General features: G+C 58.0%; 15 protein-coding genes. 12 read left to right on the plus strand and 3 right to left on the minus strand.

The features are described from left to right. The coding region (locus tag ACJY2L_RS18600; protein WP_439351303.1) for a hypothetical protein at nt 1–430 on the plus strand (430 nt) is incomplete at its 5' end. A gap of 101 nt (nt 431–531) precedes the next feature. On the opposite strand, the gene ptrR is transcribed toward ACJY2L_RS18600, so the two are convergent. Beyond that, nucleotides 532–1,410: a putrescine utilization regulator PtrR gene (ptrR, locus tag ACJY2L_RS18605; protein WP_187487069.1), complete on the minus strand. Its 879-nt coding sequence runs from the start codon at nt 1,408–1,410 to the stop codon at nt 532–534. Nucleotides 1,411–1,511: 101 nt separating this feature from the next. On the opposite strand from ptrR, the gene ACJY2L_RS18610 reads away from it, so the two are divergent. After that, nucleotides 1,512–2,891, plus strand: a complete 1,380-nt coding sequence (locus ACJY2L_RS18610) for an aldehyde dehydrogenase family protein (RefSeq protein WP_439214312.1) — start codon at nt 1,512–1,514, stop codon at nt 2,889–2,891. A gap of 1 nt (nt 2,892) precedes the next feature. Here ACJY2L_RS18610 and ACJY2L_RS18615 read toward each other — a convergent pair whose 3' ends face one another. Further along, nucleotides 2,893–4,155, minus strand: a complete 1,263-nt coding sequence (locus tag ACJY2L_RS18615) for an acid phosphatase (RefSeq protein WP_439214313.1) — start codon at nt 4,153–4,155, stop codon at nt 2,893–2,895. 253 nt (nt 4,156–4,408) lie between these two features. Between ACJY2L_RS18615 and ACJY2L_RS18620 the strand changes: the two genes are divergently transcribed. The 10 genes from ACJY2L_RS18620 to crtB all read left to right on the plus strand — a co-directional run bounded on the left by ACJY2L_RS18620 (nt 4,409) and on the right by crtB (nt 17,045). After that, entirely contained in the window at nt 4,409–5,911 is a 1,503-nt protein-coding gene (locus ACJY2L_RS18620) for a sensor domain-containing diguanylate cyclase (RefSeq protein WP_439214314.1), read from the plus strand. A gap of 144 nt (nt 5,912–6,055) precedes the next feature. Next, nucleotides 6,056–7,498 (plus strand): sugar porter family MFS transporter, encoded by a 1,443-nt coding sequence (locus ACJY2L_RS18625; RefSeq protein WP_439214315.1) that lies wholly within the window; start codon nt 6,056–6,058, stop codon nt 7,496–7,498. Between the two features lie 420 nt (nt 7,499–7,918). After that, complete coding sequence (corA, locus tag ACJY2L_RS18630) at nt 7,919–8,887, plus strand: magnesium/cobalt transporter CorA (protein WP_067426999.1); 969 nt, start codon at nt 7,919–7,921, stop codon at nt 8,885–8,887. Nucleotides 8,888–9,322: 435 nt separating this feature from the next. Continuing rightward, on the plus strand, nt 9,323–9,889 hold the full coding sequence (locus tag ACJY2L_RS18635; protein WP_439214316.1) for a YtfJ family protein: 567 nt from the start codon (nt 9,323–9,325) through the stop codon (nt 9,887–9,889). A 316-nt stretch (nt 9,890–10,205) separates the two neighbouring features. Continuing rightward, a complete protein-coding gene (locus tag ACJY2L_RS18640; protein WP_439214317.1) occupies nt 10,206–11,111 on the plus strand; it encodes a polyprenyl synthetase family protein in 906 nt (301 codons plus the stop codon). A 64-nt stretch (nt 11,112–11,175) separates the two neighbouring features. Further along, nucleotides 11,176–12,210, plus strand: coding sequence for a type 2 isopentenyl-diphosphate Delta-isomerase (gene fni, locus ACJY2L_RS18645; protein ID WP_439214318.1), 1,035 nt, complete (start codon nt 11,176–11,178; stop codon nt 12,208–12,210). Further along, complete coding sequence (locus ACJY2L_RS18650) at nt 12,207–13,481, plus strand: glycosyltransferase (protein WP_439214319.1); 1,275 nt, start codon at nt 12,207–12,209, stop codon at nt 13,479–13,481. Before fni ends, ACJY2L_RS18650 begins: the two co-directional genes overlap by 4 nt. Next, nucleotides 13,478–14,644, plus strand: a complete 1,167-nt coding sequence (gene crtY, locus ACJY2L_RS18655; RefSeq protein ID WP_439214320.1) for a lycopene beta-cyclase CrtY — start codon at nt 13,478–13,480, stop codon at nt 14,642–14,644. The genes ACJY2L_RS18650 and crtY overlap by 4 nt, the downstream gene beginning before the upstream one ends. Then, nucleotides 14,644–16,122, plus strand: a complete 1,479-nt coding sequence (locus ACJY2L_RS18660; protein WP_187488790.1) for a phytoene desaturase — start codon at nt 14,644–14,646, stop codon at nt 16,120–16,122. Before crtY ends, ACJY2L_RS18660 begins: the two co-directional genes overlap by 1 nt. Continuing rightward, nucleotides 16,119–17,045, plus strand: a complete 927-nt coding sequence (gene crtB / locus ACJY2L_RS18665; RefSeq protein ID WP_439214321.1) for a 15-cis-phytoene synthase CrtB — start codon at nt 16,119–16,121, stop codon at nt 17,043–17,045. The genes ACJY2L_RS18660 and crtB overlap by 4 nt, the downstream gene beginning before the upstream one ends. On the opposite strand, the gene ACJY2L_RS18670 is transcribed toward crtB, so the two are convergent. Continuing rightward, complete coding sequence (locus ACJY2L_RS18670) at nt 16,963–17,532, minus strand: sterol desaturase family protein (protein ID WP_439214322.1); 570 nt, start codon at nt 17,530–17,532, stop codon at nt 16,963–16,965. The genes crtB and ACJY2L_RS18670 overlap by 83 nt on opposite strands. Nucleotides 17,533–17,537 lie beyond the last annotated feature (5 nt).

Consider the following 17,537-nt stretch of genomic DNA (forward strand, 5'->3'; position numbering starts at 1 on the left):
TTGGGTTTTGGGTTTTGGGTTTTGGGTTTTGGGTTTTGGGTTTTATTTAGAATTTCATCTTTATCTTTTGATTTTGACCTGGGTTTTGACCTTTAGAGGCATCACCACCGCCGAGGAAAAAGTGTTTTCCAGGATGAGCCGCAGGGATGCGGCGAGAAGGCGCGTTGAGCCGGACAAAAACGCCGGGAGCGTTTTTGAACAGCGCTTGCGCTGCCCCGAAGGGGTGAGCCTCAGGATGAGGCGAATACTCCGAATCGCGCCTGGTCCGTCAGGAAAACGCTTTTGCCGAGGGCACCCGCGCAGCGGGCGGTTGTGTTTGCCGGATAGCGCGGGTGCAGGGCCGGGGCGACTGCCGGCCCTGCTCGGGCTGCCTTCAGGCAGAACGAAATCGCCTTTGACCTTGACCTGGCCCTTCTCCGGCAGGCTTTAGCCTGTACGAAATGGCCCTTGACCTGGCCCTGATCGGGCAGGCTTTAGCCTGGACGAAATGGCCTTTGACCTCAAGACCTTGACCTTAAAAGGCCGCTGGCCTTAGCCCTGACAGGCTTCCCCCTCCCCTCCGGGCAACAACCCAATAAACTCATTAAGATTGATTGAGCGAGGACCCCGGCGCCAGACCAGCCAGGTATCGAGATAACGGTAATTTTCTGCCAGCGGCCAGGCGCTGACGGTGCCACTGCCGGGCATGCTTTCCAGCATCGAACGCGGCATCAGCGCTATGCCGCTGCCCGCGGTAACACAGGCGAGCATGCCGTGATAACTCTCTACCGGGTAGATTTTTCCGGGCATGGCGTTGCCGTCGCGAAACCAGCTTTCAAAATGGCGTCGATAAGAACAGTTATCGCGGAAGGCAAACAGGTTTTCGCCGTTAACATCTTCTGCGCAGGCGATCGCCGGGTGCTGCTGCGTCGCCACCAGCACCATCTCTTCGCGAAACACCGGCACGCCTTCCAGTACCGGATGCAAAATCGGGCCGTCGACAAATGCCGCTTCCAGGCTGCCCTCCAGCACCCGATCCAGCATATCGCCCGAAGGCCCGGTGCTTAATGCCAGTTCTACCTGCGGATAATGGTGGTGATAACGCGCCAGCAGCGGCGGAATACGTACCGCAGCGGTGCTCTCCAGCGAACCAAGCGCAAACAGCCCGGCGGGCCGATCGCCGCTGACCGCCAGTCTGGCTTCGTCCACCAGGTCCAGAATGCGGTTGTTGTAATCGAGAAAATGACGGCCCGCAGGCGACAGCCGCAACCGCTGATTTTCGCGGATAAACAGCGCAACGCCCAGCTCCGCTTCAAGCTGCTTAATACGCGTGGTGACGTTTGAGGGCACCCGATGTACGGCTTCTGCCGCCGCGCTGATACTGCCGGTGGCGGCAACCGCACGAAACATTTCCAGTTGGGAGAGCTGCATACCTTTCTCGTTATCAGAAAAACTTTCTCATTATTATTCAATTTAACTGAGGAGTGCAATCGCCTATTGTTTACCCAACGCAACGTCACTGAGAGGCACGCATGCACAATTCAATCACTACCCTAAATCCCGCAACCGGCGAGACGCTGGCGGTTTATCCTTTTGCCAGCGCCAGCGAGCTTGAAGCGGCATTGGCGCAAAGCAGCAGCGCGTTTTCGCTGTGGAAAAACGTGCCGATCGCCGATCGTGCCAGCTATCTGGTTCGCTTTGCGCAGGTGCTGCGCCAGTATCGCGATGTGTTAGCCGATGCCATCACGCAAGAGATGGGCAAGCCAGTGACGCAGGCGCGGGCAGAAGTGGAAAAATCAGCGGCGCTCTGTGACTGGTACGCCAGCGAAGGCCCAGCCATGCTGGCTGTGGAACCGACGCAGGTCGACAATGGTCACGCTGAAATAGCTTATCGTCCGCTGGGCACCATTCTGGCAGTGATGCCGTGGAACTTCCCGGTCTGGCAGGTATTGCGTGGCGCGGTGCCAGCCATGTTGGCAGGCAACACCTTTCTGCTGAAACCGGCCCCCAACGTGGCGGGCTCGACTCAACTGCTGTTGCAGGCGGCGGCCGAAGCGGGTTTACCAGCGGGCGTGTTCAGCGTGATCAACGCCACCAATGATGGCGTTTCTGCCGCCATTAAAGACGATCGGATTGCCGCCGTCACTCTGACCGGCAGCGTGCGCGCTGGCGCCGCGATTGCATCTCAGGCCGGTGCCGCACTGAAAAAATCGGTGATGGAGCTGGGCGGCGCAGATGCCTTTATCGTGCTGAAAGATGCCAACCTTGATGAAGCGGTGCGCGCAGCGCTATTGGGCCGCTTTCAGAATGGCGGCCAGGTGTGCGCTGCCGCGAAGCGGCTGATTGTTGAAGAGGCGATTTTGCCCGCCTTCACCGAGAAGTTTGTGGCGATGGCGCGCGAAATGAAAATCGGTGATCCCACTGATGAAGCGACTTACATCGGCCCAATGGCGCGTTACGATCTGCGCGACGAGCTGGATGCGCAGGTGCAGGCCACGCTGTCAGAAGGTGCCACATTGCTGATGGGCGGTGAGAAAATTGCCGGTGCCGGCAACTACTATGCGCCAACCGTGCTGTCCAACGTGACGCCTGAGATGACCGCCTTCCGCGAAGAGCTGTTTGGTCCGGTCGCCAGCATTATCGCCGCACGGGATGCCGATCATGCAGTAACGCTGGCTAACGACAGCGATTTTGGCCTGAGCGCCACGATCTATACCGCCGATACCGCATTGGCCGAAGCGATGACGGTGCAGCTGGAGTGCGGCGGCGTGTTTATTAACGGCATCAGCGCCTCCGATCCACGCGTTGCCTTTGGTGGCGTGAAGAAAAGCGGTTATGGCCGCGAGCTGTCCCACTTCGGCCTGCGTGAATTCTGTAACGCGCAAACCGTGTGGCGTAACCGTAAAGGCTAAGTTAGCGCTTGCTGGCGCTGACAACCGCATCATGCAAGTTCAGGCGCTGCCAGAAACTCTGTTCGGCATCGCCTGACAGCGGATAGCCCGCCACCAACGCACTGCTGACCATCAACTGACGGCGCTGTGCTGCATTTAACTGCGGTAACGGCGCCTCCAGCAGCACTTCTGCCCCCGCGGGGACCTGTACGCTGGACTGCTGCGTCCGCTGACGTGGCAGGCCATACGTCATCGTAAAGCGATAAAACTGCCGCATCTGCGGCGCGGCATAGGGATCGGCATCGCCCGTTGTACGAGCGCACGCCGCCAGTGACATGCCGCACTCTTTCTCCAGCGCCCCGCGTAACTCCTGCTTTGCCTGCTCAAACAACGTCCGATATGCCGCATCATTCATAAAATGTGCCACGTTGCGTTCCGCCGCCATGCGCGAACCGATCACATCCAGGGGATAATGCACGCCGAGCACGATGCGTGAATAGCCGTAGCGCGCGCCGCGATCCAGCAGCGGCACAAAGCGTTCGGGAAGCATCTCCGCCATCAACAGCGCATCGGTGTAACCGGTGTTGGTATGGCCGCTGGGAAACGAGCCGCCATCGGCGCGATAAGGCTGATTATCTTTGACCACCGCGTCATCCGGCACGTTGTGAATGCTATTGCCCGCCACTAAGAAAGGACGCGGATAGTTGAAGTGTTTTTTCGCCGCGCTGGTACTGACCTCGCTGGCTTTAATCAGCGCCGCGGCCTTGCTCAGCTCGCCTTTGTTATAGGCGGTCAGAAACGCCTTACCGAGATCCGGTCCCATTGCATCGGCCAGAAAATAGAGAAAGTTCTGCCCTTCGGCATCTATCAATGCACCGTGCCGCTGGCCGCCGGTAGCATGGAGATTGATGCTTTCTACCGTATCCAGATTGGCCGTCATGACCGCTTTCGGTTGCGCGCTGAATTGGCTGAGCAGCGCAATGCCCGCCTGCTGATTCTCTTTTTTATGGAAGTCATAGCCGCTGGACTGCAGCCAGGCTGTATCGGCCTGCACGCTGCTCTGCCTGGCCGTTTCAAGCTCACTGCGTTGCAGGCTGCTGGCGTTGCCCCGCAGCGCCGCAATCAGCTGCTGCTGGATCACCGCTTCGCGGGCGGCAAAGTTGGGGTTCAAATCGGCGGTGGTATTCACCGCCGTAGCGTGAATCTGCGACCACTGGGGTTCAGCGGCGTCTGCCAGCGTGTTGGCGAACAGACTAAGGGCAATAACCGAAAGCGTCAGGCGCATGGGGATTCTCATAAAAGAACGGAGTGTGCGCATCACGCTAGAAGATGAAGATGACATTTTTGTGGCAAGACATATCAGGATACAGTTTGCGCGCTTTTTTAACCTTTACCGACAGTGCGATACGCCGCGCAGTAATTGCTGTTGGCTTTCGCCAATTAAGACAACTGACAGTATGCTTAGCCTATCGGCCAGGCTGTGGTGAGAGAGGGAGAAGGATCTGATACCGGGAAAATTAGCCTCACCGCAACGGGCGATGCCACTTTTTCTGCTGCTGGTCAGCATCAGCGTGGTGCTGATCAGTGGTGGCGCCTTATGGCAATCCTGGCAGCATGAGCTGCAGGAGAACGAGCGTCTGGTAAAAAATCAGTCGCTGGCACTTTCACGTCAGGCGCAGGACACATTTCTGCAGGTGCAGATTACGCTACAGGAGATCGCCCGCAACGCCGATGATATTTTTTCCTCACCGGGTCATTACGCCGGTACTCAGGGGCTGCTGGCGCGGCAGAAGGCGCTGTTGCCACAGCTGAACGGCCTGTTTGTGTTTGACGCCAATGGCATCTCAGTAGCCAATTCAGCCCCCGGCCCGCTTCCTGCCTACAGCAACGGCGATCGCGACTATTTCAGCTGGCATCGCCGCCATGATAATCAGCAGATTCACATTGGTCATGTCATTCGTAGCCGTTCGAATAACGAGCCGGTGATTCCGGTATCACTGCGGCTGGATGACGCCGAAGGGCATTTTCGTGGCGTGGCGCTCGGCACCTTACGAGTCGATTATTTTCGCCAATATTATGATTACTTTGAAATTGGCAAGCATGATGTGCTGGGATTAACCCATCGCGACGCCACCATGTTGTACGTGCGGCCTTTTGCCGATCGGCTGACTAATCACAGTATGGCGCACACGCCTCTGTATCAAAAACTGCTTAAGGTGAGCCCGACCGGCAGCGGCACCTGGCGCTCGCCGATCGACGGTATTACCCGCATTTTTGGTTACGCCATGGTGCCGCACTATCCGCTGGTTGCGGCGGTAGGCATCGATCGCGATGCGCTGCGCAAAGCCTGGCTGCGCACCAATCTGGGCATTATCTGTCTGAACCTGTTAATGCTGATGCTGGTGATGCTGTTTGGCCTGCTGCTGCTGCGACAGCTGCGGCTGATGCTGGAAAATCAGGCCGAGCTGCTGCGCGCACGCGATGAGCTGACCCATGCCAACCATCGCCTGCAGGATCTCGCCCTGATTGACAGCCTGACCGGGCTGGCCAACCGACGACAGTTCGATATTTACCTTGAGCAGTGCATCGAACGTGCCGCGACAACCGGCGTGCCGATGTCATTGATCATGTGCGATATCGACTACTTTAAGCGCTATAACGATACGCACGGCCATGTCGCAGGTGATGCCTGCCTGCGCCGGGTTGCCGACCTCTTAAAATCGCTGGCGCAGCGCAATGGCGATGTGGTTGCCCGTTACGGCGGCGAAGAGTTCGCTTTTGTACTGCCCGCCACCGATGCGCCCGCCGCACTGGCGCTGGCGCAGCGCATCCTTAACACCGTGCGCGCCGCCGCGCTGCCACACGTCAGCACCACACTGCCGGAGAAGATCGTCACGCTGAGCATTGGCATTACCACCTTTAGCGCTGATAGCAGCGCTGACAGTCTGGTGCATGACGCAGACCATGCGCTTTATACCGCCAAGCGCAACGGGCGCAATCAAATCGTCGCCCATTCACCCGCCGTCATCGCTCAGCGATAAACCGTTACGCTTATTCCTTGATCAATCAGCATTTATTACGTCCGGTGAGTGCCTAAAATATTTTTGTAAAGATATGAGCGGCATCTCAGTTATCGCCTAGATTGTATGCTGCATGCGTTGTGCGTGAAAATCAGAGGAATTGCAGTGTCTGAAATAAATAACAACAATCCAGCTTCTCAACCGACGTCGGCGACGCAGTCTGTCGAGCCGCTGGTGAAAGTGATTGCGGTCGTTGCCACCTTAGGCGGACTGCTGTTTGGGTACGATACCGGCGTCATCGCTGGCGCGCTGCTGTTCATGAAGCATGATTTGCATCTCACGCCAGCCACCACCGGCATGGTTACCAGCTTTCTTATTCTCGGTTCAGCTTTTGGCGCCATCAGTGCCGGACGCATGGCCGATCGTCTGGGACGCCGTAAGATCATTTTGATCATGGCGGTGGTGTTTTTAACCGGCTCGCTTGGCTGCGCACTGGCGCCCAACGTTGAACTGATGATTACCTTTCGCTTTATTCTCGGTCTCGCGGTGGGCGGCGCAGCGGCAATTGTGCCGGTCTATATCGCTGAAATCGTTCCGGCCAACCGCCGCTGGCAGTTTGTTACGCTGCAGGAGATGATGATCGTTTCTGGTCAGCTGATCGCCTACGTCAGCAACGCGACGATCAATGAAATTTGGGGTGGCGAAGAGACCTGGCGCTGGATGCTGGGCGTGGCCTGTGTGCCCGCCGTGGTGCTGTGGGTTGGCATGCTGTTCTTACCCGATACGCCGCGCTGGTATGCGATGCATGGCCGTTTCAAAGAAGCACGCGACGTGCTGAAACGCACCCGCGACTCACGTTATGTCGAGCGTGAATTCAATAATATCCGCAGCGCGGTGAAACCAAAGCAGGAAAAGAGTGCACAGCGTAATCGCACCATTTCCGTGTGGATGAAACGGCTGGTGGCGTTGGGCATCGGCATTGCCATGATCCAGCAGCTCTCTGGCGTTAACACCATTATGTTCTATGCGCCAACCATGCTGCAGGCAGCCGGGATGGGTACCAATGCGTCGCTGATTGCCACTATCGCTAACGGCGTTATTTCCGTGCTGATGACCTTTGTCGGCATTATGCTGCTCAGCCGTTTTGGCCGTCGTCCGCTGCTGCTGGTCGGGCAAATTGGCTGTACCTGTACGCTGGTGGCGATTGGTCTGATAACGCTGCTGATGCCTGAGACGGTAAACGGCGACCCTAATATGATCCGCTGCTGGCTGGTGCTGGCGGGCATGCTGGTGTTCCTGAGCTTCCAGCAGGCGGCGCTGTCGCCGGTCACCTGGCTGCTGCTGTCGGAAATTTTCCCGCTGAGTATTCGTGGTCGTGCAACCGGGCTGTCGGTGTTTGCGATGCAAATTACCAACTTCACTATCGCCCTGCTGTTCCCAACCATGCTGGATCACTTTGGCCTGCCGGCCTGCTTCCTGACCTTTGCCGCTGTGGGCATCGCCGGGGGGATTTTTGTGATTCTCTGTGCGCCGGAAACCAAAGGCAAAAGCCTGGAGCAGTTGGAGAAGCATTTCCGCGAGGAACTGCAACCTTCAGCGCGCGTCTAGCGGTACACCTTTAGTTCGCCTGGTGAATAACCTGACGGCAGAGCTTCGGCTCTGCCGTTATCGTTTTCACCGCAGTTAAACGCCCTGCCACCCGCGTTTGCAATAATGATATTTTTTGTCCCGCTCGCGCCTGCTGGTATTGAGTCATCATGGCGCTTTTCTGGTTCGACAGCCCACCAGCTGCACACCTGAAGAAGAGATGTGAAGCAGAATGCTGAATGCCCAGGAATGTCTGCCCGACCGCAGCCCGGCATTCAGGCAGGCTTCTTCGCTGGCCCTGCGGTTATGGTTACACTTACTAACACTAATCAAATGCTTACCAAAATATTGCTCTCGCTGCATTTCCTGCGCTGGCCTATCCTTTATCCAGCTTATCTGTAACAACCCTGGCAAAAGATTAACTTTATCGTGAGCAAAAATATGGTGGTAAACAGCGTCGTCTATCGCGCCGGAAAACGGGGCGAAGAGATAAAAATCGAGGATATCAGCGAGGCGATCCATGAACCGGACAATTATGTCTGGCTGGGATTGTATGAGCCTGATGAGCCCTTTATGCAGAAAATTCAGCAGGAGTTTGGGCTGCACGATCTGGCGATTGAAGATGCGCTGACCGCCCACCAGCGGCCCAAAATTGAACAATATGGTGACTCGGTTTTTATTGTGCTGAAGACCGCGCAAAAAAACGATCGCGACGAGATTCATTTTGGCGAAACGCATATTTTTGCCGGTAAAAACTTTCTGATTACCGTGCGTCACGGCGCTTCAGAAACCTATGCGCCGGTGCGCAAACGCGCTGAAGAAAATCAGGCGATGATGGCAAAAGGACCGGCTTACGCCATGTACTGCATCATCGATTTTATCGTCGATCACTATCTTGAAGTCACCGCATCACTCAGCGATCGCATCAATGAAATGGAAACCACCATGTTCAGCAGTGAGTTCGATCGCAGTGCGGTGCAGAACGTCTATATGCTGCGTCGTCATTTGCTGGCGCTGCGCAATGCTGCGCAGCCGGTCGACGATATCTGCCAACAGCTGATTCGGCTGCATGAAGAGCTGGTGCCCAAACCGCTGCGTGCCTATCTGCGTGACGTCCAGGACCATGCGCGCCATGCGGTCACCGATGCGGAAGATATGCGTGAAATTCTCACCAGCGCCATGCAGGTGAATCTCGCGCTGGTCTCCGTCCAGCAAAACGAAGTGGTTAAAAAAATCTCCGGCTGGGGCGGTATTTTAGTGGTGCCCACCGTGGTCTTCAGCATGTACGGCATGAACTTTGATCATATGCCGGAGCTGCATCTGCTGTATGGCTATCCGGCGGTGGTCATCTTTACCCTGCTGGCCTGTTTCTGCCTTTACCGCGGCCTGAAACGCTCCGGCTGGCTGTAAAACTCATCCGCTGCCTCTCTCTTCAGCGATGTCATCCTTATCTGGATGACATCGTCATTGTATCGGCGCTGAACGCTGATGCGCACTGCTTGCCGTCCGGTGCTCTCTCTGCTTGCTGCGGATAATACCCGCCGTTTTTTCCGCAACACCCCTTTATCCCCGTTTTCCTGCCGATTCTTTCAACCTTTCGAGACAGGCCTCATTTTCGCGCTGCAACGAATGAATATGCTTATTTTCAGGTGACGCCGGTGCGCTTAACGTATTACCGTGAGCAGCAATGAAAGCGTGAATGCGTTTCGCCGCCCTTTACAATAAGCGCTAACAGGATTGTTTACCGTGTGCCTGCCTGCCGCGTCGTGCAGCCAGCACGCCTTTTGCCGCAGCCTCAGCGTTTGTTACGCAGGCGCGGACGGCCTGCCTTAAATGGAGTTAACCATGCTTTTTTCTGTTCGTTCTGTTCGGTCTCTGGTTATTGCTACGTTGCTGCTGCCTTTTTTCGCGTCAGCGCACAATTTTGTTGTCGGTGAGCGCGTCGCGCCCATGGGCATTGCCGATCGGGGTGAACTGCTGGAGCAGCAGGGCAAGCTGAGTTATCAACGCTGGAATAGCGCTCAACTGACGGGAAAAGTGCGCGTGGTGCTCTATCTGGCTGGCAGAATGTCAGCGAAAGATGAGAACAACGCGGTGATTGAGGCGATTTCTGCGGCGAAGCTGCCACGCGATCGCTATCAAACCACCACCATCATTAACACCGATGATGCCATTCCGGGCAGCGCCATTTTTGTGCGTAACAGCATCGAAAGCAGTAAGAAGACCTCGCCGTGGGCCCAGTTTGTGGTCGACAGCCTTGGTGCAGGTCAGCGCGCGTGGCAATTAAAGCCTGGCGGTTCAACCGTGTTTGTGTTGGATAAAACCGGCGCCGTTCGGTTTGCTCAGGAAGGTGCGTTGAGCCCACAGCAGGTGCAGGAAGTCACGGCGCTGCTGCATCAGCTGGTCTCATAGCTGGTTGCTTAAGCACCGCAACCTGTGCTACCACATGAACCCTGGACCTAAACCGTCCGCGTTGCACCGCGAGTAGAGCTAAATTTCAGCGCGTTTCATCGGGCAGCAAAGGCAAATTTTTGATAATAATCTAACCTTATCAAAGATGAAGTTTGGCTTGCCCGAGTACAACAATCCCTTGTTTCTTCTGCCAAACCTGGCGGTTAAGGCATTACGTCAGCCTGTCGACACGGGCGAGGTTTGGTACCAAATGCAGCTACTGGCTTCGGTGATAGTCAATTAATTACGCCTTAACGGCAAACCCGGGACAGCAACCATGACAGCCTATGCCGAAAAATTGTTAAGCCAGGAAAGCGAACTGCGGGCATTGCGCGAGGCGATACAGGTTCGTCTCGACGAACTGCTGCCCGCCGGCGGCGAACGCGATATGGTGCGCGCCGCGATGCGCGAAGGCGCACTGGCGCCGGGCAAGCGCATTCGCCCTTTGCTGTTGATTCTGGCGGCACGCGATTTAGGCTGCGAAACGCCTCATCAGGGCCTGCTCGATCTCGCCTGCGCCATTGAGATGATTCACGCCGCCTCACTGATACTCGACGATATTCCCTGCATGGATGATGCCCTGCTGCGTCGCGGTCGGCCCACCATTCACCGCCAGTTTGGCGAGAATGTCGCTATCCTCGCCGCCGTTGCGCTGCTCAGCCATGCGTTTGGCGTGGTGGCCGCGGCAGAAGGCTTATCGAGCCAGTGCCGTAATCAGGCGGTGGCTGAACTTTCCGGTGCCGTCGGCCTGCAGGGCCTGGTGCAGGGTCAGTTTCTGGATCTGAACGAAGGCAGCAATGCGCGCAGCCCGGAAGCGATCGCTACCGCTAACGATCTCAAAACCAGCGTGCTGTTTGGCGCGACCTTACAGATGGCCGCCATTGCGGCCGAGGCACCGCTGACGGTACGTCAGACGTTGCGCTGTTTCGCTGAGGATTTAGGCCAGGCGTTTCAGCTGCTCGACGACCTGGCCGATTGCCAAAGCGGAACGGGCAAAGATCTCAACAAAGACCACGGCAAATCAACGCTGGTCGCGATGCTGGGCGCCGAAGCGGTGCATCAACGTCTGCACGAACACCTGCGCAATGCCGATGAACATTTTGCCTATGCCTGCCGTGACGGCGTGGCAACGCGACAATTTATGCATGCCTGGTTTAATCAGCAACTGGCATCATTTCGTTGATTCTTCTCTCATCGACTGACCAAAAAAGCCTTTTGTTCGACAGGGTTTACCTAACGGAGAATGAATGAAGGACCCGGATCTGCTGCAACGCAAAAACGATCACCTCGATATCGTCCTTAACCCCAATCGCGCTGTGAAACAGACCACAACCGGGTTTGAACGCTGGCGTTTCGAGCATTGTGCCCTGCCGGAGCTGAATCTGGATGCCATCGATCTCAGTACGTCGCTGTGCGGACGCGCGATGCAGGCACCGATATTGATTAGCTCAATGACCGGCGGCGCAAACCGGGCGCGTGACATTAACCGTCATCTGGCTGAGGCGGCGCAAATGCTCGGCCTGGCGATGGGCGTCGGCTCGCAGCGTGTAGCCATTGAAGGCGATATGAACTGGGGGCTGGACAGCGAGCTGCGAACAATAGCGCCCGATATTCCGCTGCTGGCCAACCTCGGCGCAGCTCAGCTGCTCGGCCCGCATGGCATAAGCTATGCGCGGCAAGCCGTTGCCATGATCGATGCAGATGCGCTGATTGTGCACCTGAATCCTCTGCAGGAAGCGTTGCAAAACGGTGGCGATCGCGACTGGCGCGGCGTGCTGACGGCGATTGAGCAGGCAGTTATGACGTTGCCGGTGCCGGTGATTATCAAAGAAGTCGGTGCCGGATTATCCGTAGCGGTGGCCGAAAGGCTGGCGGGAGTGGGCGTCACCATGCTTGACGTCGCGGGCGCGGGTGGCACCAGCTGGGCGGCCGTTGAGGGTGAACGAGCCGACAGCGCGCGCCGTCGCGCCGTGGCTATGGCTTTTACCGGCTGGGGCATTCCTACCGCCGACGCCCTGTGCGCCATTCGTGCCCGTCTGCCTGAGATGCCACTGATCGCTTCCGGCGGCATCGCCAACGGCATTGATGCGGCAAAAGCGATCCGGCTGGGCGCCAATCTGGTGGGTCAGGCTGCAGCGGTGCTCGGCAGCGCTACCACCTCCACCGACGCGGTAACCGAGCATTTTCAAGTGGTTATCGATCAGCTGCGCGTGGCCTGCTTCTGTACCGGCAGCGAGAACCTTGCCGCGCTTAAACAGGCGTCGCTGGTGCCGGTCGGATGAGCCATTACGCTGTTATCGCACCACCGCTTTACAGCCATTATCAGGCGATGCAGGCACTGGCGCAGTCGCTGATTGCCCGCGGTCATCGCATTACCTTTGTTCATCAACAGGATGCGCGCGGCCTGCTCAGCGATGCGGCCATCGGCTTTATGCCGGTTGGTCACCTTAGCCATCCGCCTGGCAGCCTGGATAAAACCCTGCGCCTTGCGGCCAACCCTTCTGGCCTGTCAATTTTCCGCCTGATCAGCGACATGTCTCGCACCACCGATATGCTGTGTCGCGATTTGCCTGCTGCTTTGCGCACGCTGGCGGTAGACGGGCTGATTGTGGATCAGATGGAAGCCGCGGGGGGTCTGGTCGCTGAGGCGCTGGGCCTGCCTTTCGTTTCGGTGGCCTGTGCGCTGCCGGTCAATCGCGAGCCGGGCATGCCACTGCCGGTGATGCCTTTTGCCTGGGGCACTAATCCACGGGCGCTGAAGCTGTTTGAATCAAGCAGCCGCGTATATGACTGGATGATGCGCCGTCACGGCAAGGTTATCGCGCAGCATGCGCAGGCCTTCAACTTACCGCCGCGCCATGCGCTGCATGAGTGTCTGTCACCGCTGGCACAGATCAGCCAGACGCCGCCTGAACTCGATTTTCCCCGGCAGGCTTTACCGGATCATTTTCATGCTGTTGGCCCGCTGCGCGCAGAAAAAAGCGGCCAGCCTCTGGCGTTGCCGTGGCCGATCGACAACCAGCGCCCCTTTGTTTTTGCCTCGCTGGGCACCTTGCAGGGTCATCGTTTTCGCCTCTTCTCTACCATCGCGCGCGCCTGCCGTTCGCTGGACGTGCAGCTACTGATTGCCCATTGTGGCGGCCTTGATGCGGCGCAAAGTGAACAACTAAAAAACAGCGGTGCCACCTTCGTGACCGATTTTGCCGATCAGCGCAGCGTATTGCAGCAGGCGCAGGCGGTAATCACGCACGGCGGATTGAATACCGTGGTCGATGCCATTGCCAGCGCTACGCCAATTTTGGCCATTCCCATCGCATTCGATCAGCCGGGCGTTGCCGCGCGCGTTGCCTGGCACGGATTGGGCCGTCGCGTCTCGCGCTTTGCCAGCGCCGATAAGCTGGCGGGCCACCTGCAAAGCCTGCTCAGCGATGCCGTATTTGCACAGCGGCTGTCTGCCCTGCAACCGGCGTTGCAGCAGGCTGGCGGCGCACAGCGAGCAGCGATGATTGTTGAACAGGCATTGGGCCAGCATCCACAACGGGCAGCATCATGAATAAGATATGGGATGTGATTCTGGTTGGCGGCGGCCTGGCCAACGGCCTGATTGCCTGGCGGCTTAAACAGTGCCAGCCGCAGCTCGACGTGCTGTTGCTGGAAGCGGGCTCAGCACCGGGCGGCAACCATACCTGGAGCTTTCATCATCAGGATCTCAGCGAGGCTCAGCATGCCTGGCTTGCGCCTTTTGTTGCACACCGCTGGGATGGCTATGAGGTGCGCTTTCCGGCGCTGAATCGTACGCTGCCCGGCGGCTATCTGAGTATTACCTCCGAGCGCTTTGCCGAGGTCATCAGCACGGCGCTGGGCGATCGGTTGCGTACCCACAGCGAGGCGATTGCCGTCGCACCCGATTGTGTTCAGCTGCGCAGTGGCGAAACGTTACATGCTCGTGCGGTGATTGATGGCCGTGGCTATCAGCCCGGACCGCACCTCGCCGTTGGCTCGCAGGCCTTTGTCGGCCAGGAATGGCAGCTGGCGCAGCCGCACGGTCTGGTGCGTCCAATATTGATGGATGCCACGGTAGATCAGCAGGAGGGTTATCGCTTCGTCTATACCCTGCCGCTGTCGCCAGACAGCCTGCTGATTGAAGATACACACTATATTGATCGCTCCACGCTGGATGCAGCTCGCTCACGACAGAACATCGCCGATTATGCGCTGAGCCAGGGTTGGCAGCTGCGCACCCTGCAGCGTGAAGAACAGGGCAGCCTGCCGATCACCCTGGCGGGTCAGCATGACGCCTTCTGGCAGCAGGCGCAGGGCCAGCCACGCAGCGGTTTGCGTGCCGGACTGTTCCACGCTACCACCGGCTATTCTCTGCCGCTGGCCGCCACGCTGGCCGATACCATTGCCGCACAGTCCGCGGTCGATCACGCCGCGCTGTTTACGCTTATCCGCGGCGTTGCTGGCGATCAATGGCGCCGTCAACGCTTCTTCCGCATGCTTAACCGCATGCTGTTTCTGGCCGGACGGCCCGAGCAGCGTTGGCAGGTGATGCAACGATTTTATGGACTCAACGATCGGCTGATTGCCCGTTTTTACGCGGGTCAGCTAACGTTAACCGATATGGCACGGATTTTGACCGGTAAGCCACCGGTTCCGGTGCGCGAAGCGTTACGCGCCGTGCTTAAGCAAACTCCCCGGCTGCGAGCCTTTTAATGAAAAAAAATATTGTAATTGGTGCCGGTTTCGGTGGCCTCGCCCTGGCTATTCGCCTGCAGGCCGCCGGTATTCCCACGCTGCTGCTCGAGCAGCGCGATAAGCCCGGCGGACGTGCTTACGTCTATGAAGATCAGGGCTTTATTTTTGATGCTGGCCCGACGGTGATTACCGATCCCAGCGCCATCGAGGAGCTGTTTACCCTGGCAGGCAAAAATCTCGCCGACTACGTTGAGCTGATGCCGGTAAAACCTTTTTATCGCCTGTGCTGGGAAGATGGCAAGGTGCTGAATTATGACAACGACCAGCCGCGCCTTGAGGAACAGATTCATCAGTTTAATCCGCGCGACGTCGAAGGCTATCAGCAGTTTCTCGCCTATTCTCAGGCGGTGTTCCGCGAAGGCTACCTGAAGCTTGGCACGGTGCCGTTCCTCTCTTTCCGCGACATGATGCGCGCCGGGCCACAGCTGGCACGCTTGCAGGCGTGGCGCAGCGTCTACAGCATGGTATCTAAATTTATCGAAGATGAGCACCTGCGCCAGGCATTTTCGTTTCATTCGTTGCTGGTGGGCGGCAACCCTTTTGCGACCTCCTCAATCTATACGCTGATCCATGCGCTGGAGCGTGAATGGGGCGTCTGGTTCCCACGCGGCGGCACCGGTGCGCTGGTGCAGGGCATGGTGAAACTGTTTGAGGATCTGGGCGGCGAGCTGATCCTCAATGCGAAGGTAGAGCGGCTGGAAACCGAAGGTGAAAAGATCAGCGCGGTCACGCTGGCGGACGGGCGCCATTTCCCCGCTTCGGCGGTGGCGTCCAATGCGGACGTGGTGCACACCTATGAAAAGTTACTCGGCCATCATCCGGTGGGCGTCAGCCGTGCCACCAGCCTGAAGAAGAAACGCATGAGCAACTCGTTGTTTGTGCTCTATTTTGGCCTGAATCACCACCATTCGCAGCTGGCACACCATACGGTGTGCTTTGGTGCACGCTATCAGGCGCTGATTCATGAAATCTTCAACAGCGACGCGTTAGCCGACGATTTCTCGCTTTATCTGCATGCGCCCTGCGTTACCGACCCGTCGCTGGCACCTGAAGGCTGCGCCAGCTATTACGTGCTGGCACCGGTGCCGCATCTGGGCACCGCCGATCTCGACTGGGACGTTGAAGGCCCACGCCTGCGCGATCGCATTTTTGAATACCTTGAAGAGCGCTATATGCCCGGCCTGCGCGATCAGCTGGTGACGCATCGCATGTTTACGCCGTTTGATTTCCGCGATGAGCTGGGTGCGCATCTGGGTTCCGCATTCTCTGTGGAGCCGATCCTGACACAGAGCGCCTGGTTCCGCCCGCATAACCGTGACAGCCGCATTCCCAACCTCTATCTGGTGGGTGCTGGCACCCATCCCGGCGCCGGTATTCCTGGCGTGATCGGCTCGGCGAAAGCCACCGCAGGCCTGATGGTAGAGGATCAAAAATGAATCAGCCGCTGCTGAATCACGCGACACAAACCATGGCGGCGGGCTCAAAAAGTTTTGCCACCGCTTCGAAGCTGTTTGATGCCAGCACGCGGCGCGGCGCTCTGATGCTTTACGCCTGGTGCCGTCACTGTGATGACGTCATTGACGGTCAGGAATTAGGGTTTGCCGCGCCGGTGGTGAGCATCAGCGACGCTGAACAGCGGCTGGCCAAACTGCAAAGCCAGACGCGTCAGGCTTACGCGGGCGCGCCGATGGATGAACCGGCATTCGCCGCGTTTCAGGAGGTGGTGCTGGCGCATGACATTCCGCAGCAGCAGGCGTTTGATCATCTTGAAGGCTATGCCATGGACGTGCGCGATGAGGCCTATCTCACTTTCGACGACACGCTGCGCTATTGCTATCACGTCGCAGGCGTAGTTGGTCTCATGATGGCCCGGGTGATGGGCGTACGCGATGAAGCGGTGTTGGATCGGGCATGTGATTTGGGCCTGGCGTTTCAGTTGACCAATATTGCCCGCGACATCGTTGAGGATGCCCAGGCTGGCCGCTGTTATTTACCGGCTGACTGGCTGGCCGAAGAGGGATTAACGCCCGCCACCCTGGCAGACGAGGCGAACCGTCCGGCACTGGCGCGGCTGGCAACGCGATTGATTAACGCCGCAGAGCCCTATTACGATTCGGCGCGTGCCGGATTACCGGGCCTGCCGCTGCGCTGCGCCTGGGCCATCGCCACCGCGCGCGGGGTTTATCGTGAAATTGGTATCAAAGTGCAGCGCGCAGGCAGCGATGCCTGGCAACGGCGGCAGGGCACCAGCAAAATGGAGAAGCTGGGCCTGCTGATCAGCGGTGCGGGGATGGCGGTTGCTTCTCGCGTGCGTTCACCGACGCCGCGTCCTGCGGGTCTCTGGCAGCGCCCGCGCTAGCACCGGCTCGTGCACGCCGACGCCCATGGCGCTGGCGCAGCGTCGCCTGCAGTTTCTCAACCGGCGGCGCATAGAGAAAACCAAACGACACGCAATCTTCCTTGCCACGCACCGCATGATGTAAGCGGTGCGCCATATACAGACGCTTAAGGTAGCCACGGCGCGGCACGTAGCGAAACGGCCAGCGCTGATGCACCAGTCCGTCGTGGACGATAAAATAGAGCAGGCCGTACAGCGTCATGCCAGCACCAATCCACTGCAGCGGCCAGTAGCCTGCCGTTCCGGCGGCGATCAGCGCAATGGCCAGCCCGGCAAACAGCACCGCATACATATCGTTGAGTTCAAACCAGCCGGTGCGCGGTTCATGGTGCGAGTGGTGCCAGTTCCAGCCCCAGCCGTGCATGATGTACCTGTGTGAAAAGGCGGCTATCAGTTCCATAGCAGCAACGGTTGAAAGGACGATCAAGGTGTTCCACAGCACAAGCATAGTTA

Source organism: Duffyella sp. Ts4 (assembly GCF_051851875.1).
GTDB lineage: Bacteria > Pseudomonadota > Gammaproteobacteria > Enterobacterales > Enterobacteriaceae > Duffyella > Duffyella gerundensis.

What these genes read in the sequence shown, in the direction of transcription:
- ptrR (WP_187487069.1), bottom strand. Translation starts at nt 1,410, where the DNA reads ATGCAGCTCTCCCAACTGGAAATGTTTCGTGCGGTTGCCGCCACCGGC.
- ACJY2L_RS18610 (WP_439214312.1), top strand. Translation starts at nt 1,512, where the DNA reads ATGCACAATTCAATCACTACCCTAAATCCCGCAACCGGCGAGACGCTG.
- ACJY2L_RS18615 (WP_439214313.1), bottom strand. Translation starts at nt 4,155, where the DNA reads ATGCGCCTGACGCTTTCGGTTATTGCCCTTAGTCTGTTCGCCAACACG.
- ACJY2L_RS18620 (WP_439214314.1), top strand. Translation starts at nt 4,409, where the DNA reads ATGCCACTTTTTCTGCTGCTGGTCAGCATCAGCGTGGTGCTGATCAGT.
- corA (WP_067426999.1), top strand. Translation starts at nt 7,919, where the DNA reads ATGGTGGTAAACAGCGTCGTCTATCGCGCCGGAAAACGGGGCGAAGAG.
- ACJY2L_RS18635 (WP_439214316.1), top strand. Translation starts at nt 9,323, where the DNA reads ATGCTTTTTTCTGTTCGTTCTGTTCGGTCTCTGGTTATTGCTACGTTG.
- ACJY2L_RS18640 (WP_439214317.1), top strand. Translation starts at nt 10,206, where the DNA reads ATGACAGCCTATGCCGAAAAATTGTTAAGCCAGGAAAGCGAACTGCGG.
- fni (WP_439214318.1), top strand. Translation starts at nt 11,176, where the DNA reads ATGAAGGACCCGGATCTGCTGCAACGCAAAAACGATCACCTCGATATC.
- ACJY2L_RS18650 (WP_439214319.1), top strand. Translation starts at nt 12,207, where the DNA reads ATGAGCCATTACGCTGTTATCGCACCACCGCTTTACAGCCATTATCAG.
- crtY (WP_439214320.1), top strand. Translation starts at nt 13,478, where the DNA reads ATGAATAAGATATGGGATGTGATTCTGGTTGGCGGCGGCCTGGCCAAC.
- ACJY2L_RS18660 (WP_187488790.1), top strand. Translation starts at nt 14,644, where the DNA reads ATGAAAAAAAATATTGTAATTGGTGCCGGTTTCGGTGGCCTCGCCCTG.
- crtB (WP_439214321.1), top strand. Translation starts at nt 16,119, where the DNA reads ATGAATCAGCCGCTGCTGAATCACGCGACACAAACCATGGCGGCGGGC.
- ACJY2L_RS18670 (WP_439214322.1), bottom strand. Translation starts at nt 17,532, where the DNA reads ATGCTTGTGCTGTGGAACACCTTGATCGTCCTTTCAACCGTTGCTGCT.